The organism is Pseudomonas tensinigenes (assembly GCF_014268445.2).
Taxonomy (GTDB): Bacteria; Pseudomonadota; Gammaproteobacteria; order Pseudomonadales; family Pseudomonadaceae; genus Aquipseudomonas; species Aquipseudomonas tensinigenes.
The window spans coordinates 4,907,523-4,929,720 of record NZ_CP077089.1 but is presented as its reverse complement, the minus strand read 5'-3'; the positions used below and the strand labels follow the sequence as shown (position 1 = coordinate 4,929,720).

21 protein-coding genes are annotated in these 22,198 nt (G+C 60.6%); 13 read left to right on the top strand and 8 right to left on the bottom strand.

All coding sequences use genetic code 11. The annotated features are described in order from the left end of the window. Window positions 1-1,275, top strand: a complete 1,275-nt coding sequence (gene fabF, locus HU718_RS21785; protein ID WP_186613847.1) for a beta-ketoacyl-ACP synthase II — start codon at window positions 1-3, stop codon at window positions 1,273-1,275. Here the strand turns inward: fabF and HU718_RS21780 are convergent. From HU718_RS21780 to eat, 3 genes are all read right to left on the bottom strand, one after another. Next, on the bottom strand, window positions 1,272-1,826 hold the full coding sequence (locus HU718_RS21780) for a TetR/AcrR family transcriptional regulator (RefSeq protein WP_150706475.1): 555 nt from the start codon (window positions 1,824-1,826) through the stop codon (window positions 1,272-1,274). The two genes, fabF and HU718_RS21780, sit on opposite strands and share 4 nt — an antisense overlap. Window positions 1,827-1,963: 137 nt before the next feature. After that, window positions 1,964-2,131, bottom strand: a complete 168-nt coding sequence (locus tag HU718_RS21775; RefSeq protein ID WP_095120497.1) for a DUF2897 family protein — start codon at window positions 2,129-2,131, stop codon at window positions 1,964-1,966. A gap of 129 nt (window positions 2,132-2,260) precedes the next feature. Next, window positions 2,261-3,625, bottom strand: coding sequence for an ethanolamine permease (eat, locus tag HU718_RS21770; RefSeq protein WP_150706474.1), 1,365 nt, complete (start codon window positions 3,623-3,625; stop codon window positions 2,261-2,263). A gap of 416 nt (window positions 3,626-4,041) precedes the next feature. Between eat and kdpF the strand changes: the two genes are divergently transcribed. The 6 genes from kdpF (at window position 4,042) to HU718_RS21740 (ending at window position 12,328) form a co-directional block, all read left to right on the top strand. After that, on the top strand, window positions 4,042-4,131 hold the full coding sequence (gene kdpF, locus HU718_RS21765; protein ID WP_007899818.1) for a K(+)-transporting ATPase subunit F: 90 nt from the start codon (window positions 4,042-4,044) through the stop codon (window positions 4,129-4,131). Window positions 4,132-4,139: 8 nt separating this feature from the next. After that, window positions 4,140-5,834, top strand: a complete 1,695-nt coding sequence (gene kdpA, locus HU718_RS21760) for a potassium-transporting ATPase subunit KdpA (RefSeq protein WP_127929263.1) — start codon at window positions 4,140-4,142, stop codon at window positions 5,832-5,834. A 10-nt stretch (window positions 5,835-5,844) separates the two neighbouring features. Next, on the top strand, window positions 5,845-7,908 hold the full coding sequence (gene kdpB / locus HU718_RS21755) for a potassium-transporting ATPase subunit KdpB (RefSeq protein WP_186613849.1): 2,064 nt from the start codon (window positions 5,845-5,847) through the stop codon (window positions 7,906-7,908). Window positions 7,909-8,253: 345 nt separating this feature from the next. Beyond that, a complete protein-coding gene (gene kdpC / locus HU718_RS21750) occupies window positions 8,254-8,799 on the top strand; it encodes a potassium-transporting ATPase subunit KdpC (RefSeq protein ID WP_186613851.1) in 546 nt (181 codons plus the stop codon). Window positions 8,800-8,929: 130 nt separating this feature from the next. Further along, window positions 8,930-11,581 (top strand): DUF4118 domain-containing protein, encoded by a 2,652-nt coding sequence (locus HU718_RS21745; protein ID WP_150729600.1) that lies wholly within the window; start codon window positions 8,930-8,932, stop codon window positions 11,579-11,581. A gap of 48 nt (window positions 11,582-11,629) precedes the next feature. Continuing rightward, window positions 11,630-12,328 (top strand): response regulator, encoded by a 699-nt coding sequence (locus HU718_RS21740; protein ID WP_110720402.1) that lies wholly within the window; start codon window positions 11,630-11,632, stop codon window positions 12,326-12,328. A gap of 127 nt (window positions 12,329-12,455) precedes the next feature. Here the strand turns inward: HU718_RS21740 and HU718_RS21735 are convergent, their stop codons facing one another. Next, a complete protein-coding gene (locus HU718_RS21735; protein WP_016985518.1) occupies window positions 12,456-13,493 on the bottom strand; it encodes a patatin-like phospholipase family protein in 1,038 nt (345 codons plus the stop codon). Between the two features lie 216 nt (window positions 13,494-13,709). Here HU718_RS21735 and HU718_RS21730 point away from each other — a divergent pair, with 216 nt between their 5' ends. The 3 genes from HU718_RS21730 to HU718_RS21720 all read left to right on the top strand — a co-directional run bounded on the left by HU718_RS21730 (window position 13,710) and on the right by HU718_RS21720 (window position 15,873). Then, entirely contained in the window at window positions 13,710-13,988 is a 279-nt protein-coding gene (locus tag HU718_RS21730) for a hypothetical protein (protein WP_016770894.1), read from the top strand. A 96-nt stretch (window positions 13,989-14,084) separates the two neighbouring features. After that, complete coding sequence (locus tag HU718_RS21725) at window positions 14,085-14,840, top strand: CHAD domain-containing protein (RefSeq protein ID WP_150706467.1); 756 nt, start codon at window positions 14,085-14,087, stop codon at window positions 14,838-14,840. A 238-nt stretch (window positions 14,841-15,078) separates the two neighbouring features. Next, a complete protein-coding gene (locus tag HU718_RS21720; RefSeq protein WP_102900369.1) occupies window positions 15,079-15,873 on the top strand; it encodes an acyl-CoA thioesterase in 795 nt (264 codons plus the stop codon). A gap of 1 nt (window position 15,874) precedes the next feature. Here the strand turns inward: HU718_RS21720 and HU718_RS21715 are convergent, their stop codons facing one another. The 3 genes from HU718_RS21715 to HU718_RS21705 form a co-directional block, all read right to left on the bottom strand. Further along, window positions 15,875-16,240 carry a DUF962 domain-containing protein gene (locus HU718_RS21715; RefSeq protein ID WP_034155260.1) on the bottom strand — a complete coding sequence of 122 codons (366 nt, stop codon included), beginning with the start codon at window positions 16,238-16,240 and terminating at the stop codon, window positions 15,875-15,877. A gap of 187 nt (window positions 16,241-16,427) precedes the next feature. After that, entirely contained in the window at window positions 16,428-17,909 is a 1,482-nt protein-coding gene (locus HU718_RS21710) for a methyl-accepting chemotaxis protein (protein ID WP_186613853.1), read from the bottom strand. Window positions 17,910-18,119: 210 nt separating this feature from the next. Continuing rightward, entirely contained in the window at window positions 18,120-18,926 is an 807-nt protein-coding gene (locus HU718_RS21705) for a TatD family hydrolase (protein WP_110720407.1), read from the bottom strand. A 236-nt stretch (window positions 18,927-19,162) separates the two neighbouring features. Here HU718_RS21705 and HU718_RS21700 point away from each other — a divergent pair, with 236 nt between their 5' ends. From HU718_RS21700 to HU718_RS21690, 3 genes are all read left to right on the top strand, one after another. Next, the gene (locus HU718_RS21700) at window positions 19,163-20,584 is read left to right on the top strand and encodes an MltF family protein (RefSeq protein ID WP_102900372.1); all 1,422 of its coding nucleotides are present in this window, start codon (window positions 19,163-19,165) and stop codon (window positions 20,582-20,584) included. A 112-nt stretch (window positions 20,585-20,696) separates the two neighbouring features. Beyond that, window positions 20,697-21,131, top strand: coding sequence for a DoxX family protein (locus tag HU718_RS21695; RefSeq protein WP_007908568.1), 435 nt, complete (start codon window positions 20,697-20,699; stop codon window positions 21,129-21,131). A 248-nt stretch (window positions 21,132-21,379) separates the two neighbouring features. Beyond that, the gene (locus HU718_RS21690; protein WP_016985510.1) at window positions 21,380-21,688 is read left to right on the top strand and encodes a hypothetical protein; all 309 of its coding nucleotides are present in this window, start codon (window positions 21,380-21,382) and stop codon (window positions 21,686-21,688) included. Between the two features lie 6 nt (window positions 21,689-21,694). Here the strand turns inward: HU718_RS21690 and greB are convergent, their stop codons facing one another. After that, a complete protein-coding gene (gene greB, locus HU718_RS21685; RefSeq protein ID WP_016985509.1) occupies window positions 21,695-22,192 on the bottom strand; it encodes a transcription elongation factor GreB in 498 nt (165 codons plus the stop codon). Window positions 22,193-22,198 lie beyond the last annotated feature (6 nt).

Genomic DNA, 22,198 nt, shown 5'->3' with positions numbered 1-22,198 from the left:
ATGGATTCGCGTCGAATAGTCGTCACGGGCATGGGCCTGGTTTCACCCTTGGGCAGCGATCTTGAAGTCGTATGGCAGCGCTTGCTGGCCGGGCGTTCTGGTCTGCGTAACTTGCCTGAGGCAACGGTCGCTGATTTGCCGACACGAGTCGGCGGCGCGGTGCCGACGCTGGAAGAGGACGCTGAAGCAGGATTTGATCCGGATCGCGCCACGCCACCCAAGGAACAGAAGAAGATGGACCGCTTCATTCTGTTCGCCATGGAGGCTGCCCGGCAGGCGCTGGAACAGGCTGGCTGGCATCCGTCAGAGAGCAAACACCAAGAACGTACAGCGACGATCATCGGCTCCGGTGTCGGCGGTTTCGGCGCGATTGCCGACGCTGTTCGCACGACCGACAGCCGCGGTCCTCGGCGATTATCGCCATTTACCATTCCGTCGTTTCTGGTCAATCTCGCGGCAGGCCACGTGTCCATTCAGCATGGCCTCAAAGGTCCTTTGGGCGCACCGGTGACGGCGTGCGCTGCGGGTGTTCAAGCGATCGGCGATGCGGCGCGATTGATCCGCGCCGGCGAAGCGGATATTGCCGTGTGTGGCGGCGCGGAAGCCTGCATAGACCGCGTCAGTCTGGCCGGTTTCGCGGCAGCACGGGCACTCTCGAGCGGTTACAACGACACCCCGGAGCGCGCCTCGCGGCCGTTCGACAGCGGTCGCGACGGTTTCGTGATGGGCGAGGGCGCGGGGCTGCTGGTGATCGAATCCCTGGAGCATGCCTTGGCCCGAGGCGCGACGCCGCTGGCGGAACTGGTCGGTTATGGCACCAGCGCCGACGCCTATCACCTGACGGCCGGGCCTGAAGATGGCAGTGGCGCGCGGCGGGCGATGACGCTGGCATTGGCGCAGGCGGGAATCACGCCGGATCAGGTGCAGCACCTCAATGCTCATGCGACCTCGACCCCGGTGGGCGACCTCGGCGAGTTGGCGGCGATCAAAGCGTTGTTCGGCACGCAGTATAAAATCGCCGTGAGCTCGACCAAGTCAGCCACCGGTCATTTGCTCGGCGCCGCTGGCGGGCTTGAAGCGATCTTCACGCTCTTGGCAATTCGTGATCAGGTGGTACCGCCGACTTTGAATTTCGACAATCCGGATCCGGCAAGCGCAGGGGTGGACGTCGTCCATGGCCAGGCGCGGCCGATGTCGATCGAATATGCACTGTCCAATGGTTTCGGGTTTGGTGGAGTCAATGCCAGCGTGCTGTTCAAGCGCTGGCAGGCTTAGTCGCGGTTCTTCAGGTGATCGCGGGTGACATCGAGAATGCGTTGCGCAAACCCGGCATCCGCGACGCTGCGTGACAGCAGCAGCGCGCCGACCAGTGTCGACATGATGACGATGGCGCGGTCTGCGCTGTTCTCACCTTCGAGGCTGTTCTCGATCTGCTCCAGCCGAGCATTGAGGACCACGTCACTGGTGGGACTCGGTTGGCCGCGCAGGCCCAGCTCCGAAGAAATGGTCAGCAACGGGCAGCCTTCATGGGGCGACGTTTGATGCCATTCGGACAGGTACGTCTCGATAAAGGCATCAAGCGGATTATCCTGCGAAAAAATCTCGGCACATAACCCGTCGACCTGGTTGCCGGCCTCTTGCAGGGCCTTCTCAACCAACTCGTCCTTGGATTTGAAATGTGAATAGAAACCGCCATGGGTCAGACCCAGCGCTTTCATCAGGGGTTGCAGACCGGTAGCGCCGATTCCGTCCTTGCGAAAGCGTGCTGAAGCCTCCTTGATGATGCGCTGATGGGTCTGGGCTTTATGGTCCTGCGAATAACGCATCTGGAACTCTCCGCAACAATGTCCCCATCTTAACCAAGGAAAATTAGATGGTGACTGTACTTCTACTTCTTAAAAGCGTGCGGATAGGTCCAATGGCTATAAAAAGCACAAACCCCGCCGATCAGGCGGGGTTGTGTTCAACGGTCTTGTGCATCTTTGGCATCAGCTTCGGCATTGCGTTGGGCAACGCGCTTGCGTTCTTCATCGGTCAGATCGACCTTGTTGGCGGTATCGCGCAACATCATCAATCCGCCGACGATCGAGCCGATTGCAACGACCAGAATCAACCAGGCATACCAAGGCATAACGGCTCTCCTTAATGGCAGATCGACGGACGAGGATTTCGCCGTGCGACGCTGCATACCACGTTTGAGCGAAGTGAACTCGCAGTGGTTCCATTCTAGGCTGCTTGTACCCGCTACACCCGAAATCCCTCAATTGCCCGTCAGCATCGCATCGGCCGGTGCGTTGGCACGCAGTTGCCCAGTCAGCAGGAAATAGCCGAAACCGACTGCCATGAAGCCGAGGAAGATCAAGCCGATCAACGCGTTGAACCACGCCATCGCCACCAGACACACCACCGCCAGTACCAACGCAATCAGCGGAATCAACGGATAGCACGGCGCGCGGAAAGTACGCTCGAGATTGGGTTCCGATTTACGCAGTTTGAACAGGCTGAGCATGCTCATGATGTACATCACGATGGCGCCGAACACGGCCATGGTGATCATCGCCGCGGTGAGGGTCATGCCGCCGAGGTTGATCAGACCGTCGCTGTAAATCGCCGCGATGCCAATGATGCCGCCGACAATGATGGCGCGATGCGGCGTCTGGAAGCGCGAGAGTTTCGCCAGCGAGGCCGGCAGATAACCAGCGCGGGCGAGGGCAAAGAACTGACGCGAGTAACCCAGAATGATCCCGTGGAAACTGGCGACCAGGCCGAACAGGCCGATCCACACCAGCATGTGCAACCAGCCGGAGTTGTCGCCGACCACGGTTTTCATCGCTTGCGGCAACGGGTCGTTGATGTTGGCCAGGGTGCGCCAGTCGCCGACACCGCCGGCAAAGAACATCACGCCCATCGCCAGCAACACCAGGGTCAGGATGCCGCTGATGTAGGCCTTGGGAATCGTGCGCTTCGGATCCTTGGCTTCTTCGGCGGCCATCGCCGCGCCTTCAATGGCGAGGAAGAACCAGATCGCAAACGGAATGGCCGCGAACATCCCGGCAATTGCCGGTGCGCCAAACACATCCGACCCCGCCCAGCCATTGAGAGCGAAGTTGCTGAAGCTGAACGCAGGCGCAACGACGCCCATGAACACCAGCAGTTCGGCAACGGCCAGCACGCAGACGATCAGCTCGAACGTCGCCGCCAGTTTCACGCCCAGAATGTTCAGTCCCATAAATACAATGTAGGCGCCGACGGCTGCGTGTTTCGGATCGAGTGCCGGAAACTGCACATTGAGGTATGCGCCAATCGCCAGAGCAATGGCCGGTGGCGCGAAGACGAATTCGATCAGCGTCGCCAGACCTGCGACCAATCCACCTTTTTCACCGAAGGCGCGACGGCTGTAGGCAAACGGCCCACCCGCATGGGGAATCGCGGTGGTCAGTTCGGTGAAGCTGAATATGAAGCAGGTGTACATGGTCGCGACCATGAACGAGGTCACCAGGAAACCCAGTGTTCCGGCCACGCCCCAGCCGTAACTCCAGCCGAAGTATTCCCCGGAAATCACCAGCCCTACGGCGATGCCCCACAGGTGCAAAGTGCCCAGTGTGGGTTTGAGTTGTGTGTTCATGCGGTTGCTCCCTGAACGGTTTGGAAAGCTCGGGGAAGGGCGTTTGCAGTGGGCGTGCCAGTACGCTGAAACAAGTCGTAATGAGTTGAAAGCTGTCGTATCGGGGATGTTCACGGTGGGATAGCTGCTTTTTGTGCGCCAGTTGGGTGCGATGTTGGCGGTTATGCCGTCTTCGCGAGCAAGCTCGCTCCCACATTTTTGAAATGCGCTCGCCCGAACAACGCCGACCCCTGTGGGAGCGAGCCTGCTCGCGAAGAGGCCCGCCCATACAGCGCAAACCCACCTGTAACGCCGGCATAAACCCACTCTTTACGCTTTCTTTATGCACAGCCAACACCCTCGCTCTCGTTCCTTTACAGCCTCCTTTCCGACAATGCCTGCACACACGGCAATACGCCGTAACACGGAGATCTTCCATGAGCGTTCTGGACGGGGTGTCACTGCTATTGGCAGTGGGGCTGTTCATTTATCTGTTGGTTGCGCTGTTGCGCGCGGATCGGAACTAGGAGCGGCTATGCACAGTTATGACTATTGGCTGATCCTCGCGTTTTTTGCGGTGGTTCTGTTGCCGGCGCCGTTCCTCGGGCGCTTCTACTACAAAGTGATGGAAGGTCAGCGCACCTGGCTGACGCCGGTTCTCGGCCCGGTCGAGCGCGGTTGCTACCGCATCGCCGGGGTCGACCCCGAGGCTGAACAGAGCTGGCAGAAATACACGCTGGCACTGCTGGCGTTCAACCTTGCCGGTTTCCTGCTGTTGTTCGCGATTCTGTTGTTTCAGGATCACTTGCCGCTGAACCCGCAAAATCTGCCGGGCCAGGAATGGACCCAGGCGTTCAACACCGCGGTCAGTTTCATGACCAACACCAACTGGCAGTCCTACAGCGGCGAAGCGACCCTCAGCTACCTGAGCCAGATGGTCGGCCTCACCGTGCAGAACTTCGTCAGCGCCGCCACTGGCCTCGCCGTGCTGGTTGCGTTGTGCCGTGGCATCGGCCGCAAATCGACGAAAACCCTCGGCAACTTCTGGGTCGACATGACCCGCGCCACCCTCTACGGCTTGCTGCCATTGTGCTTGCTGTTGGCGCTGTACCTGGTTTGGCAGGGCGTGCCGCAAACCTTCGCGCAGTATGTGAATGCAGTGACCATGCAGGGCGTTGATCAAGTGATCCCGCTCGGCCCGGCCGCCAGCCAGATTGCGATCAAGCAACTGGGCACCAACGGTGGTGGTTTCTTCGGCGTCAACTCGGCGCACCCGTTCGAGAACCCGACCGCGTGGAGCAACTTGTTCGAAGTCGCTTCGATCATTCTGATCCCGGTGGCGCTGGTGTTCACTTTCGGTCACTACGTCAAGGACCTGCGCCAGAGCCGCGCGATCATCGCCTGCATGCTCGCGCTGTTCCTGATCGGCGGCGCGACCTCGCTGTGGGCCGAATATCAGCCGAACCCGACCCTGAACAACGCTGCCGTCGAACAGACTGCGCCGCTGGAAGGCAAGGAAGCACGCTTCGGCACCACCGCCACCGTGCTGTGGTCGGTGACGACAACGGCGGCCTCGAACGGCTCGGTCAACGGCATGCACGACAGCCTCAACCCGCTAAGCGGCATGGTTGCGCTGGTCAACATGATGGTCGGCGAAGTGATCTTCGGCGGCGTCGGGGCGGGGCTCTACGGAATGTTGCTCAACGTGCTGATCGCGGTGTTCCTCGCCGGTCTGATGATCGGGCGTACGCCGGAATACCTCGGCAAGAAACTCCAGGCGCGGGAAGTGCAATTGCTGGTGGTGACCTTGCTGGTCATGCCGGTTGGCGTGCTGGTGCTCGGTGCGATTGCCGCCGCGGTTCCCAGTGCTGCGGCAACCATCAGCAACCCTGGCCCGCACGGTTTCAGCCAGTTGCTTTATGCCTACACCTCGGCGAGCGCCAACAACGGCTCGGCGTTCGGTGGTCTGAGCGCCAACACGCCTTTCCATAACCTGATGCTGGGCCTGGGCATGTTGATCGGCCGCTTCGGTTACATCCTTCCGGTACTGGCCTTGGCCGGCAGCCTGGCGATGAAGAAAACCGCACCGATCGGCCAGAACAGCTTCCCGACCCATGGCCCGCTGTTCGTGACGCTGTTGACCGTGACCATTTTGCTGGTGGGCGGCCTGACCTTTCTGCCGACTCTGGCGCTCGGCCCGATTGCCGAACATTTAAGTATGGGCTTCTAAGGAATCCATCATGAATATGCACGTTCCTGCAAAACCTGCAGAGCCGACCAAGTCGGCAGAAGCACCGAAAACCGCGATCTCGGCCCTGTGGCGGCCGGCGCTGCTGCAAGCTTTCGTCAAGCTCGACCCACGGCAACTGAAGCGTTCGCCGGTGATGCTGGTGGTCGAACTGACCGCAATTTTCACCACCGTGCTGTGCTTTATTCCCGATGCCGACGTGCCGACCTTCGTCGCCGCGCAAATCGCCCTGTGGCTGTGGTTCACCGTGCTGTTCGCCAACTTCGCCGAAGCCTTGGCCGAAGGTCGCGGCAAGGCCCGCGCCGACAGCCTCAAGGCTGGCAGTGAAGGCCTCAGCGCACGGCGCAAACAGGCCAATGGCAGCTTTCAAGTGGTGCCAGCCGCTAGCCTGCGCAAAGGCGATGTGGTGCGCGTCGAAGCCGGGGAGATGATCCCCGGTGACGGCGAAGTCATCGAAGGCATCGCAGCGGTCAACGAAGCGGCGATCACCGGTGAATCGGCGCCGGTGATTCGTGAGTCCGGTGGTGACCGTTCCGCTGTTACCGGCAACACGCGGCTGGTGTCCGACTGGCTGCTGGTGCAGATCACCGCCAACCCCGGTGAGTCCACTCTCGATCGCATGATCGCCCTGGTCGAAGGCGCCAAACGCCAGAAGACCCCGAACGAAGTGGCGCTGGATATCCTGCTGATCGGCCTGACCCTGATCTTTCTGCTGGTGGTCGTGACCCTGCAACCGTTCGCCCACTTCGCCAACGGCAGCCTGCCGCTGGTGTTTCTGGTGGCGCTGCTGGTCACGCTGATCCCGACCACCATTGGCGGTTTGCTGTCGGCGATCGGTATTGCCGGGATGGATCGTCTGGTTCGCCTCAACGTGATCGCCAAGTCTGGTCGCGCAGTGGAAGCGGCGGGCGACGTGCATGTGCTGTTGCTGGACAAGACCGGCACCATCACCTTCGGTAACCGTCGTTGCAGTGCGGTGTATGACGCGCCGGGTGTGAGTGGTCGCGAGCTGGCTGAAGGTGCGTTGTTTGCTTCGCTTGCCGATGAAACCGCTGAAGGTAAATCCATCGTCGAATACCTGCGCGGTCTGCATCCGCAGCCTGAGCCGGCGCTGGAAACCCTGACCGCCGTGCCGTTCAGCGCTGAAACCCGCCTGTCCGGTGTCGACTATCAGGGCCGTGTCTACCGCAAAGGCGCGGTGGATTCGCTGCTGAGTTTCCTCGGTCAGAAACGCTCGGACCTGGCCCCGGCACTGTCGCGGGAAATCGACAAGATTGCGCAGAGCGGCGGCACGCCATTGCTGGTCTGCGCCGACGGTAAATTGCTCGGCGCGATTCACCTCAAGGACGTGGTCAAACCGGGGATTCGCGAGCGTTTTGCCGAACTGCGCAAACTCGGCATTCGCACCGTAATGGTCACCGGCGACAACCCGCTGACCGCTGCCGCCATTGCCGCTGAAGCAGGGGTCGATGACGTCCTCGCTGAAGCCACGCCAGAGAAAAAACTCGCACGGATTCGTCATGAGCAGAACGACGGTCGTCTGGTTGCGATGTGCGGTGACGGTGCCAACGATGCCCCGGCGCTGGCCCAGGCTGACGTCGGCATGGCAATGAACGACGGCACCCAGGCTGCCCGCGAAGCGGCGAACATGGTCGACCTCGACAGCGATCCGACCAAGCTGCTCGACGTGGTGCAGATCGGCAAGGAATTGCTGGTGACTCGCGGTGCGCTGACGACGTTTTCCATCGCCAACGACGTGGCCAAATACTTCGCGATTTTGCCGGCGCTGTTCGCTTCGATCTATCCGCAGTTGGGTGTGCTGAACATCATGCAACTGACCAGTCCGCAGAGCGCGATTCTCTCGGCGATTGTCTTCAACGCCTTGATCATCGTCGTGCTGATTCCGCTGGCGCTGCGCGGTGTGCGCGTGCAAGCGGCGAGTGCGGCGGCGTTGTTGCGACGCAATCTGTTGATTTATGGATTGGGCGGGATTCTGGTGCCGTTCGTGGGGATCAAGGCGATCGACATGTTGCTTACGGCGATGCATCTGGTGTGAGGCTGATATCGCAGCCCCTCACCCTAGCCCTCTCCCGGGGGGAGAGGGGACCGACCGGGGTGATTACGGGAGCTGCACCGAGCTGAAATACCGAGCTGAACTCAGGTTTTGAAAAGCACAGAAATCGGCTCCCTATCCCCTTGGCGACTTTGGAGGAGAGGGGACTGACCTAGGTGTTTACGGAAGCTGTACCGACCCGAAATCCCGAGTCGAACTCAGGTTTGAACTGCACAAAGATCGGCTCCCTTTCCCCCTCGCCCCCTTGGGGGAGAGGGCTGGGGTGAGGGGGAAAAGATCCCCCTGACACCCCACCAAAGTTTGCCCAACGAATTCGAGGATCTTGCAATGTCCACAATGATACGTCCTGCCCTGAGCCTGCTGGTGCTGATGACCCTGGTCACCGGCGTCGCCTATCCACTGGTGGTAACCGGCGTTGCGCAAGTCGCATTTCCCGCGCAAGCCAATGGCAGCCTGGTGCGAGACGCCGACGGCAAAGTCCGCGGCTCGTCGCTGATTGCTCAGGATTTCGTCGGCGATGCGTGGTTCCATCCACGTCCCTCCGCCGGTGCGTTTGCTACGGTTTCCAGCAGCGCGAGCAATCTGGCGCCGAGCAATCCGGCACTCGCCACGCGGGTGATCGACGACGCCAACAAACTGCAGGTTCCCGGCCAGGGGCCGGTGCCGCTGGCGCTGCTGACCACTTCCGGCAGTGGCCTCGATCCACACTTGCCACCGGCAGCAATTGCCTATCAACTGGCGCGTGTCTCGGCAGCGCGAAATGTGCCGGTGTCGACCTTGCAACAACTGCTCGACGCGCACATCGAGCAGCCGTTGGTGGGGCCGCCGGTGGTGAATGTGCTTGAGTTGAACATGGCACTGGAAAAGCTCTGAATCCGCGGCGCGGCCATTCGCGAGCAGGCTCGCTCCCACAGTGGAATGCATACTCCTTGTGGGAGCGAGCCTGCTCGCGAAGAGGGCCGAAAGAACACTGCATAACTATCAGCAAGAGAGAACATCAAGCATGAGCGACTCCGGCCGCGCCGACGCGCTGTTAGCAGACCTGCCCCGTGACGGCCGTGGCCGGCTCAAGGTTTTTCTCGGCGCCGCCCCCGGTGTCGGCAAGACTTACGCCATGCTTCAGGCTGCGCACACACAGCTGCGCCAAGGCGTGAAAGTTATTGCGGGCGTCGTCGAAACCCACGGCCGCGCTGAAACCGAAGCGCTGCTCGGCGGCCTGCCGCAGCAACCGTTGGTACGCTCGGAATACCGTGGCGTGATGCTCGAAGAAATGGACCTCGACGGCCTGCTCGCGGCCAAGCCGAAGTTGGTGCTGGTCGATGAACTGGCACACAGCAATGCCCCCGGCAGTCGCCACGCGAAACGCTGGCAAGACATTCAGGAACTGCTCGCCGCCGGCATCGACGTGTTCACCACGGTCAACGTCCAGCATCTGGAAAGTCTCAACGATCAGGTGCGCGGCATCACCGGTGTGCAAGTGCGCGAAACCCTGCCGGACTGGGTGCTGCAAGAAGCTTACGAACTGCTGCTGATCGACCTGCCGCCGCGCGAATTGCTCGAGCGCTTGCGTGAAGGCAAGGTCTACGTGCCGGAGCAGGCGCGCGCGGCGATCGATGCGTTTTTCACCCAGACCAACCTCACCGCGTTGCGTGAGCTGGCGATGCAAACCGCCGCGGCGCAGGTCGATAACGATCTCGCCCAAGGCTATCGCCAGCTCGGTCAGGCCGCGCCGGCGGTACGTGGGCGCTTGCTGGTCGGCGTTGATGGTGATGCGCAAGCCGAACGCCTCGTGCGCCATGCCAGTCGCGTCGCCCAGCGCCGGCATCTGCCGTGGAGTCTGGTGCATGTCGATAACGGTGCGGTGCGCGACGAGCAATCACGCCTGCGTCTGCAAAGCGCTCAGCAATTGGCGGAGCGCCTCGGTGGTGAAGTGGTTTTATTGCGCGCCGGTGAAGTCGCGAAAACCTTGGTCCAGCATGCCGCCGAGCGCCGTGCGAGTCTGGTGCTGGTCGGCCAGTCCAGGCCGAGTTGGCGTCGTCGACTGTTCGGTGGTGGCTTGGCGGCGCGTCTCTTGCGTCAAGCCCATGGGCTGGAAATCAACGTCCTCGACAATGATCATGAACACCCGCAGTCACGCCCGCGAAACCCGCTGACACTGGTGTGGTTCGACTATGCGCTGGCGCTGGTCGCCACCGTGTTGGCCAGTGCTCTGGCGTGGGCGGTGTCGAGTGTGTTGCCGCTGCCGAATATCTCGCTGGTGTTTCTCGCGGCCGTGTTGCTGGTGGCGGTGCGCAGCAGTCTCGGCCCGGCGCTGGCTTGTGCGGCGCTGTCGTTTCTGACCTACGATTTTTTGTTCATCCCGCCGAATTTTTCTTTCAGCATTCAGCGCGAAGAAGACGTGCTGACCCTGCTGTTTTTCCTGTTGATGGCGGCACTGACGGGCAACCTCGCGGCGCGTCAGCGTCGGCAATTGCAGGCGTTGCGCGACACCCAGGAAGAAACCACCGAACTGCTCGATCTGTCGCGCAAACTCACCGCCGCGACCGATCGCCAAGCGGTGGTCAGCGCAGCCGCGCAACACCTCAATGGCTGGAGCGATCTGCAACTGTGCCTGCTCAATCGCGACGGCCAGGGCGGCTGGAAAGTCGAGACCGGCGGGCCGTTGGAGTTTACCGAGTCCGAGCGTGCCGCCGCCGACTGGGCCTGGCAGCACGATCAACCGGCGGGCATGGGTACCGGCACGCTGCCGTTCGGGCGCTGGTGGTGGTGGCCGTTATCGGTCGAGGACGGACCGCTGGCGCTGCTCGGTGTCTGCGCCAAAGAAGGCCAGACCTTGAGTGGCCAGCGTCGCCGCTTGCTCACCGCATTGAGTCAGCCGCTCGCCCAAGCGCTGGCGCGCGCGCAATTGGCCGATGATCTGGAAGCTGCGCGCCTGCACGGTGAGACCGAACAATTGCGCAGTGCCTTGCTGGCCTCCGTGTCCCATGACTTGCGCACGCCGCTGACCGCCATGCGCGGTAGCATCGACAGTCTGTTGGCCCTCGGCGAAGCGATCCCGCTGGAGGATCGTCGTGAACTGCTCGAAGGCACCCGCGATGAAGCCGAACGCCTCGATCGCTACATCCAGAATCTGCTCGACATGACCCGCCTCGGCCACGGCGCGCTGAAGCTCGCGCGGGACTGGGTATCGCCGGCAGATATCGTCGGCAGTTCGCTCAATCGTCTGCGCGCGGTGCTCGCGCCGTTGCAGGTCAGCACCGATGTGCCGAGCGAGTTGCCGCTGTTGTTCGTGCATGCCGCGTTGATCGAACAGGCATTGGTCAATGTGATGGAAAACGCCGCGCGCTTTTCACCCGTTCACGGTCGTTTGCAACTCAGCGCGGGAGCGAATGACGAGGAGATTTTCTTCTCGGTCAGTGACGAGGGGCCGGGGATTCCCGAGGACGAGCGGGCGAAGATTTTCGACATGTTCTACACCGCTGCCCGGGGTGATCGCGGCGGCCAGGGCACCGGCCTGGGCCTGGCGATCTGTCAGGGCATGGTCGGTGCGCACGGCGGTCGTATCAGTGTCGCCGACGGCATCGACGGACGCGGCACTTGCATCACCTTGCACTTGCCGTTGCAGACGCAACCGGGGATGGACGATGAAGGCTGAAGCCGACTGCGCTACTCTCTTGCCAATCATTTGTGTTGATGTGAATTCATGAGCCAGACCGCGACCATTTTGGTCATCGACGACGAACCGCAGATCCGCAAATTCCTGCGCATCAGCCTCGCTTCCCAGGGCTACAAAGTGCTCGAGGCCGGCACCGGTGCCGAGGGGTTGGCGCAGGCCGCGCTGAACAAACCGGACTTGCTGGTGCTCGACCTCGGCCTGCCGGACATGGACGGCCAGCAAGTGCTGCGCGAGTTTCGCGAGTGGGCCACTGCGCCGGTGCTGGTGCTGTCGGTGCGCGCCAGCGAAGGGCAGAAAGTCCAGGCGCTGGATGGCGGCGCCAATGACTACGTGACCAAGCCGTTCGGCATTCAGGAATTCCTTGCTCGGGTCCGCGCGTTGTTACGTCAGGCGCCGGCGGGGGAGGCGCAGCAGGCGGCATTGAGTTTCGGCCCGTTGACGGTGGATCTGGCCTATCGGCGGGTGTTGCTCGACGGTGTCGAAGTGGCGCTGACCCGCAAGGAATACGCGGTGCTGGCGCAACTGGCGCGGCATCCGGGGCGAGTGATTACCCAGCAGCAATTGCTCAAGGACATCTGGGGGCCGACCCATACCGAAGACAGCCATTATCTGCGGATTGTGGTGGGGCATTTGCGGCAGAAGCTGGCGGATGATCCGACGCGGCCGCGGTTTATTGTCACTGAAGCCGGGGTTGGTTATCGGTTGTTGAGTGAGAACAGCCTGTAGGTAGTTGTGTTGTCTTTTCTGGCCTCATCGCGAGCAGGCTCACTCCTACATTTGGAATGCATTCCCCTTGTAGGAGTGAGCCTGCTCGCGATGAGGGCATTGCATTCAATCGAGATTTTTCAGTCGATCAACCCTGCTCACTGTCATACCGATCCAGCGTATCCCGCGCAATCTCCCGTCCCAATGCGATCAACTCCGGCGCCTTGTAAAACTCGAAAAACCGGCACACCCGCTTCGGCACGTTAATCAGAATATCCGGCGGATACCCGGCAATCTTGTACTGCGCCAGCGAGGTCTGCATCACCTCGAAACTCTGGTTGATCAAATCCAGCAGCGAGGCTGGCCCGACGTTATCGATGATGAACGAACCGGTCGCCGATTTCGGTGCGCCTTCACGTTCGGGTGCGGCGGCGGGTTGCTGGCTCTCCGGCTCGGCGCCTTCAAGCCATGGATTGATATCCGCCGCCTCGGCGCGCAGCGCTTCCTGCTCAAGCCGTAACAGTTGCTCGGCCTGTGTTCGGCGGAACGGCATCTTCGACCCCAGCGAACTGATCAGGCTGTCGAAGCGCGAACGAAACGCGGCCGGGCGCTGGATCACCGGCAGTTTGTAGTGACGCTGGTTGGTCGAGTTGAGGTTGACCGCAATGATCAGATCACAGTGGCTCGACACCACCGGCACAATCGGCAGCGGGTTGAGAATACCGCCGTCGACCAGCATGCGATTGCCTTGCATCACCGGCGTGAACAGACTCGGAATCGCCGCCGAGGCGCGCATGGCCTGATGCAGGCAGCCTTCCTGAAACCAGATTTCCTGTTGATTGGTGAGATCCGCGGCGACGGCGGTGTAGGGGATGCGCAAGTCTTCGATGTTGATTTCGCCGACGATCTTGCGGATCTGCCCGAAGACCTTTTCGCCGCGAATCGCGCCGAGGCGAAAACTCACGTCGACCAGCCGCAGCACATCCAGATAGTCGAGACTTTCGATCCAGTTCTTGTAGACGTCGAGCTTGCCGGCGGCGTAGATCCCGCCGACCACGGCGCCCATCGAACACCCGGCAATGCAGGCGATGTCGTAACCGCGTCGTTCGATCTCTTCAATGACTCCGATATGGGCATAACCCCGGGCGCCACCGGAGCCCAGCACCAGTGCGACACGCTTTTTCATCAAACTTCCTCCCGACAAGGTTGCACAATGCACCCATCGTCGGGCTGGCTCAATCGCCGAGGTCGTTGAGTGCGCCGGTGACGTCGTTTTTTCGATACTGCATGACCCTTCGGCGCTATCCTTCTCAGTTGCGCGGTTTCACCCGCCGGCGAGGCACTTTTTCGCAACCAAGCCGTCTTACCTGCACGACTGTTGACCTATTCTGAGGTGTGAGTGATGAAAGCCTGGATCTGTGTGCCGTTGATGGCTCTGGTATTGGCCGGTTGCGCCGGTAAAACCGCTTACCGCGACAGCTGCGGTAGCCAGCTCGACGCGGCCTGGCATGAACTGGATCTGGCCAAGGCCGAAGGCTTTGCCGGCACCGTCAGCTACTCCAAAGCGTTGTCGCTGCTGACCGCCGCCAAGACCCAGCAACAATTCGAGGGTTTCGAAGGCTGCAGCAAGAAAGCCGAGAAAGCGCGTTTCTACATTCGCGAATCCCGCGCCGGCCGATAAAAGCAGCGGCAAGATCTCAGCTACAAGCTACAAGTAGTAGGCGCTCACACTTGGAGCTTGCAGCTTGCAGCTTCTAACTGTTTACGGAGTAAACCCATGATTGACCGGTTGGTGGCTCATGTCCTGAGTCTGGAGGTGCGTCTGTTGGCCTGTCAGGCGCGATTGACGGCACGCACCGACCCCGAGGCGCTGCACGATCTGCGCACCACGGTGCGGCGCTTGCGCAGCCTGTTGCGGCCATTGCGCGGCTTGCCAGGCGTCGAGCAACTGGAAGACGCCGCTTCGGCAGTCGGCCAATTGACCACGCCATGGCGTGATCGTGAAGTGCTGGCGGCGTACTTGCTTCAGCATGATCAGCCTCAAGCCGCGCAGCGGCGCATGGCGCAAATGGCTGAGGCCTATCCGGCGCTGGCGGCGAGTGCCGAGGTCGCTTCGCTGCTGATGATTCTCGACGCTTTCCCGCGATTCCTGCGCGCTTCCCAACGTCAGGGCTTGCTCAAAGGTTTGGACAAGCGCATCGAAAAACGCCTGGGCAAGCAATGGCAGAAACTCGACGAAGCACTGCACGATCCCGCTCACGACCGTCATCGCTTGCGCTTGCTGATCAAGCGCGTGCGGTACGGCATCGAAGCTTATCCCGAACTGGACCGCTTGCCCGAAGCGGCGCTGGCGCGATTGAAATCGGCCCAGGGCGCGTTGGGTGACTGGCACGATTGCTGGCAGTGGTTGGCGAAGGCTGAGCTGGAGGCGGATCTGCAGCCTTGTGTCGCCACTTGGCAGGCGACCATGATCAACGCCGAAGCGAAGGCTGATCGCGTGCTGGAAAAACTCAGTTCAGCCTGTTTCAAATAACTCTCCATTCACAACGATTCCTGTGGGAGCGAGCCTGCTCGCGAAAGCGGTGGTTCAGACGGCAAATATGTCGACTGACACGGCCTCTTCGCGAGCAGGCTCGCTCCCACAGGGTGTTGTGTGTGTCAGGAAGCCTGGTAAGGCCTTTCTGTCAGTCTCTTTGACCGGAATAGACGCTGCGGCGCTCTGCAGCTCTGGTTAAGATCCCTGCATTCCTTTCTCGTTTTCTGAGGTTGCCATGCGCTTTAGCGATCTGCTCGATGCGGTCCGCCGCCAACCGGAACTGACGATTCCTGCCGAATGGGGTCAGGGCCGTGCCAGTTTCGGTGGTCTGGTTGCCGCGCTGCAATACGAAGCCATGCGCGCGAAAGTCCCGGCCGATCGCCCGGTGCGTTCATTGGCGATCACTTTTGTCGGCCCGGTCGAGCCTGAAGTCCCGGTGAGCTTTGAAGTGGATGTGCTGCGTGAAGGCAAAGCCGTCAGCCAGGTCATGGGCCGGGCGATGCAGAATGGTCAGGTGGTAACGATCATTCAAGGCAGCTTCGGTGCCTCGCGGCCGTCGGAGGTTGCCGTCGAAGCGTATCCGGCGCCGGCAATGAAACACTGGGACGAATGCCAGGAGCTGCCTTACATCAAAGGCGTGACCCCGGAATTCATGCGTCATCTGGCGATGCGCTGGAGTGTCGGTGGGATGCCGTTCACCGGCAATCAATCGCGGCTGATGGGCGGCTGGGTGCGCTTGCGTGGGGATGTCAAAGAAGAGCCGGTCAATGAGGCGCATCTGTTGGCCCTGGTGGACGCATGGCCGCCCGCGCTGTTGCCGTATCTGAAGAAGCCTGCGCCGGGCAGCACGCTGACCTGGACCATCGAATTCGTTCAGCCGTTACGCGACTTGAGCACGCTGGACTGGTGCCAATACCTCGCCGACATCGAGTACGCCGCCGACGGCTACGGCCATGTCGCCGCCAAGTTGTGGAGCGCTGAAGGTGAATTGATTGCGATGAGTCGTCAGACCGTCACAATCTTCGCCTGACTCAGTGCCGACGGTGGCGCTCACGCCAGGCGCGCCACCAGCCGCCACTGAGAAAGAAGCGCGGAAAAGTCAGAAACTGCTCGACCAGTAACCGCGACACCGCATCTTTACGATCACTGAACGGCTCGGAGGCTTGCGCCTCCAGGCTGTGACCATGACGCTGCAAACCCAGCGCCGCGATGATGCCGATCACGCCGATGGCCACACTGGCCAAGCTCAGGCTGAACACCCCGGAGACGATCAGCAGAAACGCGACGATGAACAGCGGCACGGCGATCAGGTGCAACACCAGATTGGTCGGGTGCTGGTGATTGCCCGGGTACGCGCGCCATTGCCACGCGGGAAGGTTGGGGTGACGTTTACCCATGTTTTCTACTCCTCGATCCATGTTGAACTCATGGTTGAAGAATAGGCCCGGGCGCGGAGGGCGGCGAATCAAGGTTGGCTATTGGCATCATAGGGATTATGGACAAAAAAGATCGCAGCCTTCGGCAGCTCCTACATTGAAATGCGTACACCTGTAGGAGCTGCCGAAGGCTGCGATCTTTTGATCTTCAGAGTTTCAACTGACCTATGGCCTTGCTCAGTTCCCCAGCCAACGTCGCCAATTCATTACTCGTGGTCGCCGAATCCACCGTCTGCTGCACGGTGTTCTCGGTCACATCGCGAATACTTACCACCGCCCGGTTCATCTCCTCGGCGACCTGGCTTTGCTGCTCCGCCGCCACGGCAATCTGCGTGTTGCTCTCACGCATCTGCGCCACCGCTCCGGTGATCTCCGCCAGCGCCTCGCCGGCCTCTTGTGCTTGCTGCACGCAATCGTCGGCCTTGTACGAACTCTCCTGCATGAAATCCACCGCGTCGCGGGTGCCGGCCTGCAACGCCGAGACCATGGTGGTGATCTCGTCAGTCGAAGTCTGTACTCGTTTGGCCAGATTGCGCACTTCATCGGCGACCACGGCAAACCCTCGGCCCATTTCACCGGCGCGGGCCGCTTCGATCGCAGCGTTCAACGCCAATAGATTGGTCTGCTCGGCAATGCTGTGAATCACGCTGACCACGCCATTAATTTTTTGGCTGTCTTCGGCCAGCCGTTGAATCATCTCGGCGGTCTGCTGTACGCCGCTGGAGAGCCCGGCAATCGAGTGCTGCACTCGCGCGACCACTTGCTGACCGCTGCCGGCGAGACCATCGGCGGTCTGCGACAGGTCGCGGGTGGCGCCGGCGTGTTGGGCGATGTGATAAACCGTGGCGGTCATTTCATTGATCGCGGTAGCGGCCTGATCGGTTTCGCTCTGCTGGCCGAGCATGCCGTTACGCACTTCGTTCATGCTCGAGGCCAGCCGCGCCGCACCGACATCCAGTTGCCGTGCGGTGTTGGCCACGGTGCTGACAACGCGCTGATAACCGGCCTGCATCGCGTTGAACGCATTGGCCATCTGCCCGACTTCATCTTTGCCCGCCAATGGCACTCGGGCCGAGAGATCACCGCTTTTTTCGACGTGGAGCATCACGTCTTTCAAGGTGTTGAGCTGGCTGAGCAGGAAGCGGATCAACAGTTGCGAGGCACACAGCATGGCGAACATCAGGATGAACACCGCCACTGCGTAATTGGCGAAACGCTCGCTGAACACCTGACTCAGGCTCGGGCCGTAGGCAATCACCGCGACCTGCTGGCCATCGGCGCGGCTGAACACTTCGGCGCCCATCAATGGGTTGTCACCGAACAGCGGTAGGTGATTGATTTCGTTCCAGCCGTTGCTTTCAGTTATTTCCAGCAAGGGTTGATCATTCAGGCGCGGTGCTTCGCCACGCTTGAAGGTCAGCACCTGATCGGTCTTCGGCAGCGGTTGCCCGGCCGGCCAGGCTTTGAGCAGTTGTGCCTGGGCTTGCGCCGAGGCCTGTGACGCGTGACTGCGCGCCTGTTGTTCGAGCTGCACGGCGTACAGCACCAGCAGCAGGGTAGTAACGAAGGCGACCGCATTGACCGCCCAGAATTTGTATTTCAGCGAGATATTGCTAAGCCAGGCACCCATGGAGGTCTTCTCTGATAGCGGAAACAGTTTTGGCAAGGTGCCATTATTGTGCCGCTATGCAGATCCGCGGATCTTGATACATATCAAAAGAACACATCGCCCCCTGTGGGAGCGAGCCTGCTCGCGAAGAGGGCGTGTCAGCCAACATCATTGCCATCTGAACCACCGCTTTCGCGAGCAGGCTCGCTCCCACAGGGGAATTTCGGTGTGTCAGGAGAGGGCGGGGAGGTTGTAGAACGCGCGGGCACACGCAGTGGTGTGCGCCGCCAGATCTTCCTCGGTCTCGCCGCGATGCAACGCCACTTCACGCAGCACTTCGGTCAGATACGCCGGTTCATTGCGGCCGTTCTTCGGTTTCGGTCGCAGGGTGCGCGGCAGCAGATAAGGCGCGTCGCTTTCCAGCATCAAGCGCCCGCGTTTGATCTCTTTCACCAGCGGATGCAAATGCGTGCCACGGCGTTCGTCGCAGATCCAGCCTGTGATGCCGATGTGCAGATCCAGGTCGAGATAGCTGAACAAGGCTTTTTGCTCGCCGGTGAAGCAATGCACCACCGCGGCGGGCAGTTGATCGCGGAAGCCTTTGAGGATTTCCAGCAAACGCTGGCTGGCATCACGCTCATGCAGAAACACCGGCAATTGCAGTTCAACGGCCAGCGCCAAGTGTTCTTCGAGGACTTTTTCCTGCTGTGGGCGCGGCGAGAAATCACGGTTGAAATCCAGCCCGCATTCACCCACGGCGACTACATTTTTTTCTTGCAACAGGCTTCGCAAACGACGGGCGCTGTCAGCGTTCCAGTCACTGGCCGAATGCGGATGAATACCGGCGGTGGCGAACAGCCGTTGACCGCTCTCATCCAGTTGCTGGCACAGCTCCAGAGCCTGTTCGCTGCCCTCGACGCTGGTGCCGGTCAGCACCAGTTGGCAAACCCCGGCGGCATAGGCGCGATCAAGCACGGCCTGATGTTTGTCGGCGAAACTGGGATTGGTCAGGTTGACGCCGATATCGATGAGTTGCATGGTTGCTACCTCGGGCCGAAGGCCGGAAAGCATACCAGAGCTGTAGATTCATAAGAAAAGCCAAGAACTACAACAAGTTATAGCTGTCTGTTGATGCCGCGACGCAGACCGGTTTGGTAGAAGTGCCATTACTGTGCCAGTCTCTCGCACGTTGCCAGCGCTCATGGCGCTCTGTTTTCGTCGGTGATTTCGACATTTTAAAGATGAAATCGCCCCCTATTCTTTCCGGAGAGTGGATGGTTCGTCCCTCGGTTTTGCTGCTGTTGTGTGGATCGTTACTGCTGCCGATGACGGCGGTTGCGCGCCTGCCCGGGCCACTGCAAGCCGTTCCGGCGGCCAAGGTGCGGGACTTGTCCGAGATTCGCAGCAGCCGCGTGTTGCGCGTGCTGGTCAATCAGAGCCGCAACAGCTCCGGTGAAGTTCAGGGTCAGGCCATCGGCGTCGAATACCATCGCCTGCGCGCCTTCGAGCAATACCTCAACGGCCACGCCCGCGATGGCCAGCAACTTACCCTCAAAATCATTCCCAAAGCCAAGGATCAACTGCTCGGCGCCTTGCAGCGTGGCGAAGGTGATCTGGTCGCACCGGGTGAATTGCTCGATCTGCAACCTGGTTATGCCGTGGCCAGCAGCGAACCGATCGCCAGCAACATACCGCTGGTGCTGGTCGGGATCAAAGGTGAGCGGCGCTACACCAAAGTCGAGCAGCTTTCCGGCAAAACCCTGGCGTTGCCGACCGGCAGTGCGGCGGGGGAGGCGGTCAGTCAGCTCAACCAGAAACTGGCGTTGCACAAACTGGCGCCGATCAAGATCGAATGGGTTGATCCGACGCTGGCGGTCGAAGATGTGCTGGAGATGGTTCAGGGCGGGATTTTTCACCTGACCATCGTTGAGCAGCCGATTGCCGAACGCTGGGGCAAGATCCTGCCGAAACTGCGCTTTGACCGGCAACTGATGATCAGCGAGCCGGGCGAGGAATACTGGTTTGTACGCCGCGATGCTGCGATGTTGCGTGCGAGCATTGATCGCTTCCTCGGTGGTTACAAGAAACCGTCCAACGAAGATGCCGCGTTTCTGCGCATCTATCGCCGTCTCTATCAAGTCCACTATCCATTGGCCAAGGCTGACCGCCAACGCCTGGAAAAACTGCGCCCGACCCTGCAAAAGCACGCGCAGGCGCAGAACATGGACTGGCTCAATCTGGCCGCACTGGCGTTCAAGGAATCACGCCTGCAACCCAATGCCCGCAGCGGCAGTGGCCCGACCGGGCTGATGCAGATCACCCCGTCCGCCGCTCAGCGAGTCGGCGTGAGCAACATTCAGAATCTTGATGCGAATGTGCAGGCCGGGGCCAAATATCTGGCGATGATCCGCCGCAAGTTCTTCAACAGCCCCAAGCTCAATGAGCGCGAGCGCATGGCCTTTACCTTGGCGGCCTACAACATCGGCCCCGAGCGCGTGCAGGGCATGCGCGCTGAGGCCCGACGCCGGGGGCTGAATCCTAACCAGTGGTTCTTCCAGGTCGAGCGCATCGCCATGGAGCAGGTAGGAATGGGGCCGGTCAGCTATGTTAATAGCGTGAACAAGTATTACTTGGCGTTCGACCGGGAGCGGGAGTCGTTGGAGCCCGGGGCGCAAAAAGTCGTCTCACGGAAATGATCTAATAAACTGATTGTTATGGCGGAATATTTGCGCTTTTAACATGAAATTTACTGATTAATATAGCGGCCAACCAACACACATAACTTCTAGCAAAAACAAGGAATGCCCCATGAGCTCTCTGATCAACAAAGTACTGTTCACCCGCGCTGGCTACGGTCTGACCATCCTGCGCATCGCTGTCGGCGTGATCTTCGCGGCTCACGGTTCGCAAAAACTTTTCGGTCTGTTCGGTGGTTATGGTCTGGCGGGCACCGCGCAGTACATGGACAGCATTGGTCTGCACCCGGGCTACCTGATGGCGACGCTGGCGGGCGGTACTGAGTTCTTCGCTGGCCTGGCCTTGATCATCGGCCTGCTGGTACGCCCGGCGGCATTGGGTCTGACCTTCCTGTCGCTGGTGGCAATCTTCACCGTACACATCAGTAACGGTCTGTTTATGGCCAACAACGGTTACGAGTTCGCGCTGGCCCTGCTCGGTGGCAGCCTCGCCGTGCTGATCGAAGGCGCCGGCAAGCTCTCGGTGGACCGCGCCATCGCCGGTTAAGCGCTCTGGCTCAAGGAAAAGGCCCGCATTGTGCGGGCCTTTTTTGTTGCGGCTGATTCTTGACACTGATCGGTCACGTTCTCTAGGATGTTGCCCATGCGCCGATTTAAACAGCTACTTGCGGGGCGCCAGGTGACTTCAACAGTTGCCGTCAGAAGCCGGAACAGGGCTTCGAAATACCGCTAAAGCGCTGGTTCGGTGTTGCCTCTCACCTGCCATGCAGACTTTTGAGGCAGAGACACGACACGATGAATGCACTACGCCCTCCAGCACGTCCTGCGCCGATCACTGCGCATATCACTCAACGCAACCCGAAAATCCTCCTTGGCGGCAAACATCAGCCGACGCTGTTGCGTTATCTCGATGGCTGGCCACGTCGCAGCGGCGGTCCTGCCGCGTTCCTGATCCAGTTCGTCGAAGACGGCGAGTCGCTGGCGCGTTTTGCCAGCGACAGTTTTGATCTGGCAGTGATTCAGGCACCGAGCGCTGAGGATGCGCCGGAGATGATCAAGCAACTGGTCCGCGTTGCGCGTCAGGGTTTGATCACTCGCCGCTGACAGGCTTTACGGATAGTCGATGGCGACGATGTAAACGAACTGCTCACCCGTCGGTGTCTGCACCCTGACTTCTGCATCCAGCGCCTTGCCGATCAAGGCGCGGGCGAGTGGCGAGTCGATGCTGATCAGACCCAGTTTCAGATCCAGTTCATCCGGGCCGACGATGCGGTAGCGCGATTGCTTGCCGTCTTCGTCTTCGATGGTCACCCATGCGCCGAAGTAGACCTTGTTCGGGTCACTGGGTTTTTCACTGACGACTTTCAATGCTTCCAGGCGCTTGGTGAGAAAGCGCACGCGACTGTCGATCTCGCGCAGCATTTTCTTGCCGTAGGTGTATTCAGCGTTCTCCGAGCGATCACCCTGCGCCGCCGCTTCGCTGACCGATTGCGTGACTTGCGGGCGGCGCACATGCCACAACTCATGGAATTCGGCGCGCATCCGCGCTTCACCCTCAGGGGTGATCAACGCGGTGCCGGCGGGGCGTGGAGGGCGATAACGGCTCATGGCAAC